Consider the following 12,333-nt stretch of genomic DNA (forward strand, 5'->3'; position numbering starts at 1 on the left):
TTCCGTGGGATCGTGGCCCGTTATCCAGATGCCGATAACGGGATCGAAACGGGATTACGTTCATTATATCTAATAGGATAGCCGTGATGGTGAATGGCATGAGCGCAGGAAAGGGGTCATTCGGTGGGAGCTCATCCGTCGCCGATTCGGATACGGCATCGGAGACGGACATGTCTAATTTAGAAGACATCGGGAAGCAGCCGCGGTCGAACGGCTCGGTACTAACGAAGGGCGAGATCTTCGATCTACTGAAGAACAGCCGTCGTCGGAAGATCCTCGAGTACCTTCGCGAACACGACGGGTCCGCGAAGCTCGACGAGCTCGCGGAGCACATCGCCGCGGACGAGAACGACATCACCGTCCAGCAGCTCTCGTCCGACCAGCGGAAACGGGTGTACATCGGGCTCTACCAGTGTCACCTTCCGAAGATGGACACCCTCGGCGTCGTCGAGTACGACAAGAACCGTGGCACCGTCGAGCTACAGGACTCCGTATCGTCGCTCGTCCCGTACATGGAGGGGACCGACGACGGGAACGAAAGCGAGGAGCGGTCCTGGATGATCCCGGCCGTTGCCACGGGGGTCCTCGTTCCGGTGGGGCTCGGGACGTTGGGAGTCGGCGCGCTGTCGACGATCCCCCCTGCGGGATGGACGCTACTCAGCGTCGTCGGGATCGTGCTCATCGTGTTCATCCAACAGTTCACGTGATCGGTCACGCGGGACCAACGCGTCCGGGTTCACGGTTCGCAGCCGCCGAACCTCCTCCGATGAACTCCGATGAAGCGAACGGCGACAACGCCGCCGCGGGGCGCAGTTCCGTGGCGCGTTCGAATCGAGCCGCGTTCCCACGAAAGTCGTGAAAGAGGAAGAGACGTGGGTGAGAAAGGGCCATGAGGGAGAAGAGACCGTGAGGGAGCAGGACCGAGGCGTTCAGTCCGAAACGATCCGTTCCAGGAAGTCGTATTCGTGCTCCCGTATCTCCGTCTCGTAGTATTGGAACATCGCGAGGAGCAGTAGCACGACGACGAACGGAAGCGTCGTCACGGACGGAGCGAACCCGCTCAACTGGGCGAGCGAGAGCCCGAGACCCGTCACCGCGAGCAGCGCGTAGTACAGCGACCACTGCCTGCTCGGTTCGATCTCTACGTTCAGGACGCGGGCGATGTCCGTGACCCGGTTGGTCAACACGACGGACTTGTCGTCGCTGTCGTACCGTACCACTCCGACCTTCTCGAGTTTGGGTACGTGCGTCTGATACAGCGAGATGTAGAGGCGCTTGACCACGTCGTCGGTGATCGGGTCGACCTTCTCCGCGCCCGCGGTGTCACGTGCGAGGTCGCGGAGGTCGGCCTCCCCGCCCCGACGGTGTAGGTGATACAGTATCTGCCGACGTCGCGAGCTACTCAGCACCTCGAATACTTCGTCTTTGGTGAGTTTTTCCGTCTCGTTCATAACTCCACTGTCATCCTTGGATGACCGTTCAGCCTCGTCATCACACAAGCACGCTCGGTCGTTCAACGGTTATCCTTCATTCAATTTGTTATCACGTCCATATCGATCGATATTGACTCCCTTGTCGCCTCAGTTGGACGTGATCGCGGCGCGAACGGGGACGCCCCGTCCGTCCTGCTCGGCGATGTTCCGCCTCGATCGGCGGGACGCAAAGACCTGTCGTACGGGCGGTTTAGCTCTGTATAACAAAACTCCGATCGCCCCTTGTCGGAACAAATGACAGACCGGCTCTTCGAGCTAACCAGCTTCCAGCGTGACCTGCTGTACGTGATCGCCGGCAAAACGAACCCGTCGGGCCAGGAGATAAAACAGGAGCTCCAACGGGATATGGGCGAGATCACCCATGGCCGGCTGTACCCGAACCTGGACACGTTGGTGAAACTGAACTACGTCGAGAAGGGGCAGAGCGACCGTCGGACCAACTACTACAGCTCCACTGAGAGGACGATGGAGAGCCTCAGAACGCGTCGGGAGTGGGAAGACCGCCACGTGAACCTGTGAAACCCGGCGGTAGGTGGGGGGAAACGAGCGTGAGGCACTGTATAACAAAGCCCGATTCTGCCGTGTCTCACAGACACGATCCCCGTTCGGTCGCGTTCGTTCCCGGTCGAGTGGGGTCACAACAAAGGACCGTAACATGAACGCAACACGAACTCGACGAGCTCGGTTCCGGATCCTCCCCTCCCGACGGGGCGAGTGGTGGCGAGTACGTGTCGATCGTCACGCTCGCGACGTCGGTCGTGGCGTGCGCTACGGGGTCTCCGTGGCTCGGGGGTCCGTCGATCCGACACGAACCGGAGGTGCCGGGTAACCATGTACGACGGCCACAGCGTCGGCGTCGTGGTCCCGGCGTACAACGAGGAAGGCCACGTCGGGGACGTGATCGAGACGATCCCGGCGTACGTCGACCGCGTGTACGTCGTCGACGACGCGTCGACCGACGACACGTGGACGGAGATCCGTGAACACGCCCGTCGGCTCAACGACCCGTCCGTCGGTTCGAGGTCCGAGGACGTCGAACCGATCGGACCGGAGGCCGGCGGGTTCATCGTCGAGGCCGAGGTCGGAACCGACGGCGGGGTTACACCCGGGATAATGCCGATCCAACACGAAACCAACAGAGGTGCGGGAGCGGCGGTGAAGACCGGCTACGCCCACGCGCTCGCGGACGACATCGACGTGGTCGCCGTGATGGACGGCGACGGACAGATGGACCCGGACCACCTCGAGCGGATCATCGATCCGGTGGTCGCCGGCGACGTGACGTACGCGAAGGGGAACCGGCTGCGGTCCGGGCGGGACTACGAGCAGATGTCCCGGTGGCGACTGTTCGGAAACGGGCTCCTCACGTTCCTGACGCGCATCTCGAGCGGGTATTGGGACCTCTCCGACCCGCAGAACGGGTTTACCGCGATATCCAACGAGGGGTTACGGGCGATCCGGTTCGACCGCCTCTACGACCAGTACGGGTTCCTCAACCACATGCTGCTCGCGCTCAACGTCAATCGGGAGCCGATCGCCGACGTCTCCCATCCGGCGAAGTACGCGGACGAGACGAGCGGCATCCAGTACTCGACGTTCGTGCCGACGCTGTCGATACTGCTCGCACGGAACTTCCTCGAGCGACTCGTGCGCTCGTATCTCATCCGACGGTTTCACCCGCTCATCGTCTGTTACGTTCTGGGCACTCTCACCCTGATAACGGGAGTGGTCGGCGGGTTGTACGCGGTGTCGACGCCCGCCGTCGACGGGTTCTTGGGGGGAATGGCGTCGATCACGGTCGGGGTGCTCGGCGGGCTGCTGTTGACGCTCGGTGCGTGGTTCGACGTTTCCGAGAACGAGGGATTGGTGCGGGACGTCGAACGCCCGGTCACCGATCCCTCGGACGCCGGCCAGCGGAGTCGGACGCTCCCCGGCTCGATACCCGACCCGATCCGGGACGGCGGGACGGTCGAACGAACGGACCTCGAACGCTGATGACCGACGTCGCCATCGTTCTCGGAACCCGACCCGAGGTGATCAGGCTCGCACCGGTGATCAGGGCGTGTCGTCGAAGCGGCGTGGAGCACGCCGTGATCCACACGGGCCAACGGTATCCCGAGACACACGACATCGCGTTCTTCGATCGACTCGATCTTCCGGAACCGGAGTACACGCTCGGGGTCGGATCGGCGCCGCAGGGGGAGCAAACGGGCGAGATGCTGATCGGTCTCGAGGAGGTGCTCCGGGAGGTCTCGCCCGGGGTCGTCCTGGTCCAGGGGGACACGAACAGCGCCCTCGCGGGCGCGATCGCCGCCGGTAAACTGGACACGAAGCTGGGACACGTCGAGGCCGGAATTCGGAGTTTCGACCGAACGACGCCCGAAGAGATGAACCGGATAGTCGCGGATCACGCCTCGGATCTCCTCTTTCCGCCGACGGAACGGGAGGAGAACTACCTCGTACGCCAAGGGGTCTCACGGCTTCGGATCACGATCACCGGGAACACGGTCGTCGACGCCACCCGCCACCACCGCGACATCGCACGGAAGGAGAGTACGGTACTCGAGGACCTCGGACTCGAAGGCCGCGAGTACTTCCTGATGACCACACAGAGGGGGGCGACCGTCGACGACCCGGCTCGGTTCGAGCGACTCGTCTCGGGCATCGGACGGGCCGGGGTCGAGCACGACCGCGACGTGATCTATCCGATCCATCCGCGTGCACGGGAGCGACTCGAGACGTTCGGGATCGAACTGCCGGACCGGATCCGACGGATCGAACCACGGGACTACTTGGACCTCCTTCGGCTGGAGGCCGCCGCGGAGGTGATCCTCACGGACTCCGCCGACGTCCAGGAGCGGGCGTGTATCCTCGGCGTCCCCTGTGTAACGACGTGCGGGGACGCCGACCGGCCGGAGACGATCGAGGTCGGAGCGAACAGGCACGGTTCGTGTGACCCGGAGCGGATCGTCCGGAGCGTCGCGGAGATGGTCGATCGCTCCGGGAACTGGCGGAACCCGTTCGGCGACGGTGACGCCGCCGAACGGATCCTCGCGGAGCTCCCCGTCGAATCGACGACGGACGACCTCGATCCGTGGGCACGGGACGGCGTCACTCTGGAACCGTCGCCCGGACGGTCTCGTCCCCGGTGATCGTTACGAAACAACCGGCCATCCGGAAGGAGACGGACAGGTCGATGTCGTCGGATCCCCACGCCTGATCGACGAGTCTCGACAGGGACTCGACGTCCACGACGTCCTGGAGCCGGTCGTCGATCGCTCTCGGGTCGACGTCGCGTTCGTCGGCTATCGTCGTAACGATCCGCCAGCAGATGTCGTCGGCCATGTCCGATCCCATTGTGTCCATCCTTTCGAAACGGGTACAGGGGTATCGGGGCTCCGTCAACGTGGGTAGCATGTCATTCGACCCGGTACTACACACGTAGCGTCACGCCGAACGGCGGGCGATCCCCGCGAACGTCGATCCCGGTGGCCAAACCGGCTCCGAAGCGTATTCGGTACCGACTCGACCGCGGCGTCCGGGTCGGTTCCGGACGCCGATCCCGATCCTCGATCGGTTCACACCGACCGATCGGGAGACCGGTTCGGCTTACTCGTCCGGGTCGATCCCGCCGAACACGGCCGAGAAGAGCTTCCGCTCGCTCGTTCGGAGGTGTCTGTTGAACGTCGGCTGTGTGATCCCCATCGCGCCGGCGACCTCCTCGCCCGTGCTCGTCCGTGGCCACTCGAAGTACCCCGCCAAGTACGCGGTCCGTACCGCCTCGTACTGTCTGTCGGTGAGCCGATCGGCGACGGTCGCCGACCCGAACGACCGCTCCTCGACCGTTTCCCCGTCCCGCCGCGAGCGCAGTTCGACCGCGTCGTACCGTTCGTCGAGCGCCTCCACGAACGACCTGACGCTGACCGACCGCGGGAGCGTCACCGTGGCGTCGATGTCGGTCGCCGTCGCGACGAGGGAATCGACGTTCGCTCCGTGGGTCGCCAACCGATCGGCCACGGTCCGGCCGGCGACGGAGAGCTCCGTCCGACGGGCCGTCCCGCCGTCGAGCCGACGGACCGATTCGACGCCGTGGACCGTCGAGGACGCCGATTCGAGGTCGACGGCGGCGTCGACGTACACCAACGAGCGGTCGCCCTCCTGCGGTACCGTCCCGTCGATCCGGATCGGTTCCCCGAGCGCGTCGGCGAGACGGACGAGGAGCGCGTCCGGGGCGTCGACGTGTAACTCGAGTTCGACGAACGACTCGCTTCGAAGCGAACGCCTCGTCTCGATGCTGTTGATGGCGTCGGCGATCGTGTCTCCGAGCTCCGCGAGCAGCTCGCCGAACTCCCCGTCGAAGGTCCCGACCCGATCGGCGTACAGCGTGAGTACCCCGTAGTCGAGGTCCTCGTACGACAGGGGGATGGCCATGACCGACCGGTAGCCGCATACGAGGGCGTGCTCCCGCCACGCGGCCTCGCGGAGCCGCTCCGAGACGTCGGTGACGACGACGGTCTCGGCGGCATCGAGTGCGCGACGGGTCGGCTCGTTCCGGAACGCCGACGGATCGGTCGAGGGTTGGGTGCTCTCGAAGTCGAGCGTGTCGAGGTAGCCCCCGTCGTCGCCCGCGTCGGAGACGAGGTCGAGACCCCCGCCGGTGAGATACGTCTCACCGAACCAGGCGAACCGAACCGGGTCCGCGTCGACCAACAGCGCACAGACGGCGTCGCCCACCTCCTGGAGGGTGTCGGCGTCGACGAGGGCCCCGTTCACGCGACGGATCAGGTCGTTGAGTTCGTGGAGCCGTTTGAGGGTCCGGTTCCGTTCGGTCAGGGCCTCGCTCTGTCTCGACAGCTCCGTCTCGCGGGTGACGCGTCCGAGCGCCGCGACCGCGTTGGCCGCCACCAGTTCCACCGACTCCCGGACGTTGTTCACGTTCTTCCACCCCGGGATCTCGGCGTAGAGGAGTCCGTGCTCGTCGAGGCTCGCGTACAGCGTTCGGACCGTCGACACCGTCCCGTCGTCGGACCGCTCCACGACCCGACCGCTCGGGTGTGTTTCGTCGTGGACGTCCGATCGTGCGGGCGAGGAGACGTCCGTGGGGACCGTCACGCCGTCCTCCCCGGTCAGGAACTCCTCCCAAACGGTGCTTCCGGGCCCGCGGGGTCCCGGGAGTTCCCCGGAGGCGACGACCGGCTCGAGGACTGACTCCACCTCGTCGAACGAGTACGCGACGACGGTCGCGTCCGGCCACACCGTCGTGGTGACGTCGAGCACCGTCTCGTAGACGGTTCGTTCCGTGTCGGCCCGGAGGAATCGCCGAGCCGACAGGTTCAGCTCGCGGAGGATCCGTTCGCTCCGACGCCGTTCGGACAGGTCCCGTATCACGCCGACACGTCGTTTCCGGCCGCTCCCGAACTCCACCGTCGAGAAGTGCGTCTCGATCGGAAGTTCATCGCCGTCCGCCGTACGGATCGTGGACTCGATCATGCCGACGTCCGAGCCGTCACCGCGAAGTCGATCGATGATCTCGTCCGCCATCTCGATCGTTTCGGACCCGGCAAGCATGGACGCGTGTGACCCGACGAGCTCCTCGCGATCGTAGCCGGTTATCGTCGTGATCGCGTCGTTCACCGAAGTGATGACGAACGCCTCGTCGAGCGTGTACACGCCGTCGTCCAGCGTTTCGAGGATGCGGCCCGATCGGCGGAGTTCGCGTCGCATCGCGACGCGCTCCCCGACGTCCCGCATCGCCAGCGCGACGGCATCCCCGATCGGGGCCACACGGACCTCGATCGGTTCGTCCCGGTCGAGAGGCGTCTCGAACTCCACGACCTCGCCCGTTCGAAACGACTTCTCGACCGCGGCGTCGATGTCGATCCCCGTCGAGCCCACGACCCGGCTCACCTCGCGTCCGCCCGGTTCATCGTCGAGACCGAGCAGGTCGACGGCGGTCCGGTTCCAGGCGGTCACGGTCGAGGCGACGTCCACGACGAGGAGTCCGGTGGACACCTGATCGAGGAGTTCGGCGATCCGACGGAACGTATCGGTCCCCGTAGGTTCGAAACCGGTCCCCGTTGAGCCGTCCTTCTCGGCAGATCCCTCGTTAGACACACCGAATAAAGCACAGTGTCGCTGATAAATGCTACAGTATACTCACAAAATTATATATACGACTGATAGGAAGGACTACGAGCAGCAATAAATATATGATAAAATATACTTATTCTGTAAAAGTCTTGTTTGGGCCTTATTAAGCGGTTTTAGAGAATTTCCCGTATATTCTATATTTTACTAGAAATATTATGAAAGTCACGAGATCTTGCTTTAATTAATCTATTGAAATTAGAACAAAACAATTAAGTCAGTTATGGAAGTGTTAACGGGTATGGTACACGAGAGTCAGGGAGACATCACGACACGAGTGTCCAACGGGACGTGGGGTCGGGACGGGTACAGACGGACCATCGACGCCGTCGACCTTCCACCGACGGTACGGACGTTCGCGAGTCGATACGATCGGATCCTCGGTGAACGGGACGTGTTCCTCTGGAAATGGATCCATAACCTCTTCGACGAGTTCACGCTCTCGTCGATCGACGACGACGCGAGGAGTGACGTGTACGAACTGAAGACGCTACTGACGATATACGTCACGGTGCTCGACGACCTCGCGGAGGTGAGCGACGAGCGGGCGACGTTCGAGGTCGGACGGCGGATCCCGTTTCGATCGACGACGGGCGCGGACGGGTCGGCGGAGTCCGACGGCGACCACGGGGCGACGCGATCGGACGTCGATCACGACGTCCTCGATTTCCTCGCCGACCTCTGGAGCGAGATCGAGACGACGATCGAGGACGCCCCACGGTACGCCGAGTTCGTGGACGTCTTCGAGTACGACCTCCGCCAGACGTGTAACGCGATGGAGTACTCCCGGCTCCTGAACCACAACGTGTCGATGGCGAACCGAACCGAGGCCGAACGGTACGACGCCTACAACATGACGGTGTTCCCCTACGCGTGTCTCGATCTCATGTACTCCCCGTCGTTCGACCGCGAGGAGTTCGGCGTGCTCCGGAGCCTCCTCTGTGAGATCCAGCAGATGGCCCGGATCGGCAACTGGATCACGACGTGGGAACGGGAACTCTCGGAGGGGGACGTCAGTTCGGGCGTCGTCGTCTGCGCGCTTCGCCGCGGCGTGATCTCGCCGGAGGAGATGGACGATCCCGACGAAGAGACCGTCGCGGAGCTGGTCGATCGGATCGAATCGAACGGGATCGAATCGGAGTTCATCCGTGAGTGGGAGATCCGGAACCGAACCGTTCGAAAGCGGGCGGCCGAGATCCGTAGCGTCGACGGGGAGGCCGTCGTCGACGGCATCCGCACGGTCATGAACCATCACCTCGCGAGCGAGGGCAACAAGTGAACCGCTTCCGCCGGGTCTACGTCCCCGCTGCGGACGGGACTCGTGGCGACCGCTAGTTCGGATCGGTGACGACCACGCCGCCGTCCCCGAAGACCGTGATTCGGCACCCCTCGAAGGAGAACGTGATCTCGGTGTCGGTCCCGCCGCTCTCGACGAGCCGTTCGAGCGCGTCGGTATCGACCACGCCGTACAGCGGATCGAGCCGCGTTGGCTCCGTGCCGGTCACCGTCGAGACGGCCTCGACGATCGCGACACAGACGGACGTGTCCTCCGCGCGCTCGAACACCGTCGTGTGACCGCTCGAGTTCTCCCGTTGACCGTCCGTGTTTATCGACGTATGCTCCATTCGACTCTTGGATTGGATTCGCGATCCGAGGTGTTAAATCTGTATATCCGCCGCGGAAATGTAGGGTGAATGAACCCTCCGTTCCGCGGACCGACGGGCGAGCAGGTCCGGACACGTCGGCCGATCGATCCCCACCGCTCAATCGTCCCCCGGACCCTCCGTCGTTCCGGCGGACGTCGAGTTCTCGTGCGTCTCGGCGAAGCGACGCTCCGCCTCCTCGCGGTCCTCGGGATAGCCGACGTCGATCCGCCAGCCGTCCAGTCCGATGGCGTCGATGGTCCGTCCCGACTCGATGAGCAGGTCGATCGCGTCGGAGAGTTCGTACTCGCCCCGATCGGACGGCTCGACGAGCCGAGTTGCATGGAATATCGCGGGCGTGAACGTGTAGAACCCGGTCATGACGAGGTTCGAGGGGGGATCGTCCGGCTTCTCGATCACGTCAGTTATCTCGCCGTACTCGTTCGTGACGCACACCCCGTATCTGGACGCCTCCTCGTACGGGACTTCCTCGACGAGGAACGCGGCGTCGACGCGACCCTCGCGCTGTCGGCTGACGACGTCCTCGAGGTTCGCCTCGAACACGTTGTCCCCGAGCATCAACATGAACTCCCCGTCGATCCGCGCTTCGACCGTGTTGAGCGCGTGCGCCAGACCGAGTCGCTCCTCCTGTGTCGTGTACGTGATCGGGATCCCCCGGAACTCATCGCCGTAGTGTTCGATGACGTCGTCCGCCCGGTAACCGACCACGACGATGAGCTCCTCGGCATCGAGCGCGGCGAGCCGTTCGAAGCAGTGTGTGAGGATGGGTCGTCCGTCGACCTCGACGAGACCCTTCGGCTTCTCCTCGGTGAGCGGTCGGAGACGGGTCCCCTCGCCGGCCGCGAGTACGACGGCTTGCATCGTCCGTCCGTGGACCGATGGAGGGTTTGTTATACGCTCGTTACCGCCGTTCGCCGTGGCGACTTCGTCGCTCCCGTCCGGACGGATCCAGAGGCCGTGGAGACGCCGAACGTTCACTCGATTAATCACAAAACTACTATCACGATGTACGCCGTCCCTCCGATCCCGGCACGTGCCTCGGAACTTGTGTCCCAACCACAACCCGACGTGTGCCGGGCCTGGCCACGTTTCGTGGCCGGGTTTCCGCAGCACGGAGGCTCCTACAGTATGAGCACGGACCCCCTCGATACACCTCGATCGGCAGCCGTCGAGGAGCTCGAACACCTCGGCCTCAGTGCGTACGCGGCCCGGACGTTCGTCGCGCTGGTGAGCCTCGGGACCGGCACGGCCAAGGACGTGAGCGAGGTCTCGGACGTCCCTCGAACCGGAGTCCACGACGCGATCGACGAACTCCATGACGATGGCCTGGTCGACGTCCGACACTCCTCACCCAGGACGTTCCGGGCGATCTCGGCGGAGACCGCCACTCGGAAGTTCGAACAGGACCACCGGGTCTCGATCCTGGCAACCGCACTGGCGAGACGAACAGTCTCGTCGTCGGACTGAAAGCGATCTTCACGTGGCAGTTGGACCGATGATCCGACCGCGTGAGGAGCAAGACCGGACCACCGACATGAACTCTACGCCCAACTCCGACGGACTAGGACATGACTGACGAGTCGAACCGATCGTCGAACGACGACGGATCCGAGACGACGGGCGTCGTTCACGCCCGGTACGACTGGTCGTCGACGACCCCGTCGGAAGCCGTCATCGAGACGGTCTCGATCGCGGTCGATCGCGACCCGGCGACGTTCGGATCCCTGTACGAGGCCATCGACACCGACTCGTTGAACACGATCTTTCGACCGGACGGCCCGAAATCGATCGGGGACGATACGGTCGTGTCGTTCGTCTTCGTCGAGCGGCAGATCAGCGTTCACGGCAGCGGCGACGTCTTCGTGGGGCCGAACGCCCCGGACGGATAGCGGCGGAACGCGCCGACCGCGACGGCGACCCCTCCGGCAGCGACCCTTTTAATGCCGCCCCGCGAACGGACGGACGTGAGCGACGAGAGCACGGACGCCGCGAGCGACCGATCGAACGACGAGGACAACCGGACGGGTTCGAGCGGGAGGTACGGGACGCGTGCCGACGGGCTCGAACGCCACCGGACCGACGGCGTTCGGAACTCGCTGTGGTCCTGGCCCGAGGCGAAGTCGCCGCTCGTCGTCGTGCGCAACTACGTCGTGATCGTCCTCGCGCGGATCTCGCCGAGCCTCCGGCTCAAGAACCGGCTCCTCTCGTGGATCGGCGTGACGGTCGGCGCGGGCGTCTCCTGGGGACTCGAGTCGACGCCTGACGTGTTCTGGCCCGAGCGGATCACCGTCGGGAACGACGCGATCGTCGGTTACGACGCCACGCTGTTGTGCCACGAGTTCCTCCAGGACGAGTACCGGCTCGGCGACGTGGTGATCGAGGACCGCGCGATGATCGGGGCGGGCGCTGTCGTTCTCCCGGGGGTCACGGTCGGCGAGGAGGCGCGCGTCGCCGCCAACTCGCTCGTGACGGAGGACGTCGCGCCACGGACGACGGTGGCGGGCGTTCCCGCCGAAGTCGTCTCCCGAGTCGCCGACGAGGAGGCGGACGTTGCTGACGAGGGGGCGGGGGAGGAGTAAGGGGCGGCCGGTCAGTTCCCGTCGGTCCCGTCAGCTCCGTCGGCGCCGTCCGCGTCGACCCCGTCACCGGAACCGTCGCTCTCGGCTTCCGCCTCGACGATGTGCGCCTCGGTGCTCACGGCGTCGAGGTCCACGCCGACCTCCTCGGCGACGGCGTCGAGGACCGCCCGCTGTTCCGTCATCTCGTTTTCGAGCGCCTGAACGCGCTCAGAGGTGTCGAGAACCGTCGTCTGCGTCTCCTCGACCTCGGTCCGGAGTTCGTTGATCTTCTGGTACGTGCGCTCCGCCTTGTCGGCGAGCGTCTGGATCTTTTTCGCCGTGTCGCCGAATCCCATATCGGTCCCTCGCGCCCGCGACACCTGTGTTTTTCCGTTTGGTCCCGGACCGTGCGTCGTCGGGTCGGCGCGGACGACGACACGCCGCACGACGGTGGACTTTTGTCCGAACCCG

14 protein-coding genes are annotated in these 12,333 nt (G+C 64.4%); 8 read left to right on the forward strand and 6 right to left on the reverse strand.

Annotation, left to right across the window (positions count from 1 at the left end):
* The first annotated feature begins 170 nt into the window (after positions 1-170).
* A complete protein-coding gene (locus EAO78_RS05585; protein ID WP_238987631.1) occupies positions 171-707 on the forward strand; it encodes a DUF7344 domain-containing protein in 537 nt (178 codons plus the stop codon).
* Positions 708-929: 222 nt separating this feature from the next.
* Here the strand turns inward: EAO78_RS05585 and EAO78_RS05590 are convergent, their stop codons facing one another.
* Positions 930-1,451, reverse strand: coding sequence for a DUF7344 domain-containing protein (locus EAO78_RS05590; RefSeq protein WP_122104870.1), 522 nt, complete (start codon positions 1,449-1,451; stop codon positions 930-932).
* A gap of 276 nt (positions 1,452-1,727) precedes the next feature.
* Between EAO78_RS05590 and EAO78_RS05595 the strand changes: the two genes are divergently transcribed.
* The 3 genes from EAO78_RS05595 (at position 1,728) to wecB (ending at position 4,645) form a co-directional block, all read left to right on the forward strand.
* Positions 1,728-2,012, forward strand: coding sequence for a PadR family transcriptional regulator (locus EAO78_RS05595; protein WP_122104871.1), 285 nt, complete (start codon positions 1,728-1,730; stop codon positions 2,010-2,012).
* A 312-nt stretch (positions 2,013-2,324) separates the two neighbouring features.
* Complete coding sequence (locus EAO78_RS05600; RefSeq protein WP_122104872.1) at positions 2,325-3,488, forward strand: glycosyltransferase family 2 protein; 1,164 nt, start codon at positions 2,325-2,327, stop codon at positions 3,486-3,488.
* On the forward strand, positions 3,488-4,645 hold the full coding sequence (gene wecB, locus EAO78_RS05605) for a non-hydrolyzing UDP-N-acetylglucosamine 2-epimerase (RefSeq protein ID WP_122104873.1): 1,158 nt from the start codon (positions 3,488-3,490) through the stop codon (positions 4,643-4,645). The genes EAO78_RS05600 and wecB overlap by 1 nt, the downstream gene beginning before the upstream one ends.
* On the opposite strand, the gene EAO78_RS05610 is transcribed toward wecB, so the two are convergent.
* Positions 4,605-4,850, reverse strand: coding sequence for a HalOD1 output domain-containing protein (locus EAO78_RS05610; protein WP_122104874.1), 246 nt, complete (start codon positions 4,848-4,850; stop codon positions 4,605-4,607). The genes wecB and EAO78_RS05610 overlap by 41 nt on opposite strands.
* Positions 4,851-5,102: 252 nt before the next feature.
* A complete protein-coding gene (locus tag EAO78_RS05615) occupies positions 5,103-7,607 on the reverse strand; it encodes a bacterio-opsin activator domain-containing protein (RefSeq protein ID WP_122104875.1) in 2,505 nt (834 codons plus the stop codon).
* Between the two features lie 274 nt (positions 7,608-7,881).
* Between EAO78_RS05615 and EAO78_RS05620 the strand changes: the two genes are divergently transcribed.
* Complete coding sequence (locus EAO78_RS05620) at positions 7,882-8,919, forward strand: hypothetical protein (RefSeq protein ID WP_238987632.1); 1,038 nt, start codon at positions 7,882-7,884, stop codon at positions 8,917-8,919.
* A gap of 52 nt (positions 8,920-8,971) precedes the next feature.
* Here EAO78_RS05620 and EAO78_RS05625 read toward each other — a convergent pair whose 3' ends face one another.
* The gene (locus tag EAO78_RS05625) at positions 8,972-9,205 is read right to left on the reverse strand and encodes a HalOD1 output domain-containing protein (protein ID WP_136516488.1); all 234 of its coding nucleotides are present in this window, start codon (positions 9,203-9,205) and stop codon (positions 8,972-8,974) included.
* Between the two features lie 198 nt (positions 9,206-9,403).
* The gene (gene aglF / locus EAO78_RS05630; RefSeq protein ID WP_122105094.1) at positions 9,404-10,165 is read right to left on the reverse strand and encodes a UTP--glucose-1-phosphate uridylyltransferase AglF; all 762 of its coding nucleotides are present in this window, start codon (positions 10,163-10,165) and stop codon (positions 9,404-9,406) included.
* A 267-nt stretch (positions 10,166-10,432) separates the two neighbouring features.
* Here aglF and EAO78_RS05635 point away from each other — a divergent pair, with 267 nt between their 5' ends.
* From EAO78_RS05635 to EAO78_RS05645, 3 genes are all read left to right on the forward strand, one after another.
* Complete coding sequence (locus tag EAO78_RS05635) at positions 10,433-10,771, forward strand: helix-turn-helix domain-containing protein (RefSeq protein ID WP_122104877.1); 339 nt, start codon at positions 10,433-10,435, stop codon at positions 10,769-10,771.
* 101 nt (positions 10,772-10,872) lie between these two features.
* Complete coding sequence (locus EAO78_RS05640; RefSeq protein ID WP_122104878.1) at positions 10,873-11,193, forward strand: HalOD1 output domain-containing protein; 321 nt, start codon at positions 10,873-10,875, stop codon at positions 11,191-11,193.
* A gap of 75 nt (positions 11,194-11,268) precedes the next feature.
* A complete protein-coding gene (locus EAO78_RS05645) occupies positions 11,269-11,883 on the forward strand; it encodes an acyltransferase (RefSeq protein ID WP_238987633.1) in 615 nt (204 codons plus the stop codon).
* Positions 11,884-11,894: 11 nt separating this feature from the next.
* On the opposite strand, the gene EAO78_RS05650 is transcribed toward EAO78_RS05645, so the two are convergent.
* On the reverse strand, positions 11,895-12,218 hold the full coding sequence (locus EAO78_RS05650) for a DUF5798 family protein (protein WP_122104880.1): 324 nt from the start codon (positions 12,216-12,218) through the stop codon (positions 11,895-11,897).
* Positions 12,219-12,333: the final 115 nt, after the last annotated feature.

The sequence above is a fragment of the Halobellus captivus genome, assembly GCF_003697845.1.
Taxonomy (GTDB): Archaea; Halobacteriota; Halobacteria; order Halobacteriales; family Haloferacaceae; genus Halorubrum; species Halorubrum glutamatedens.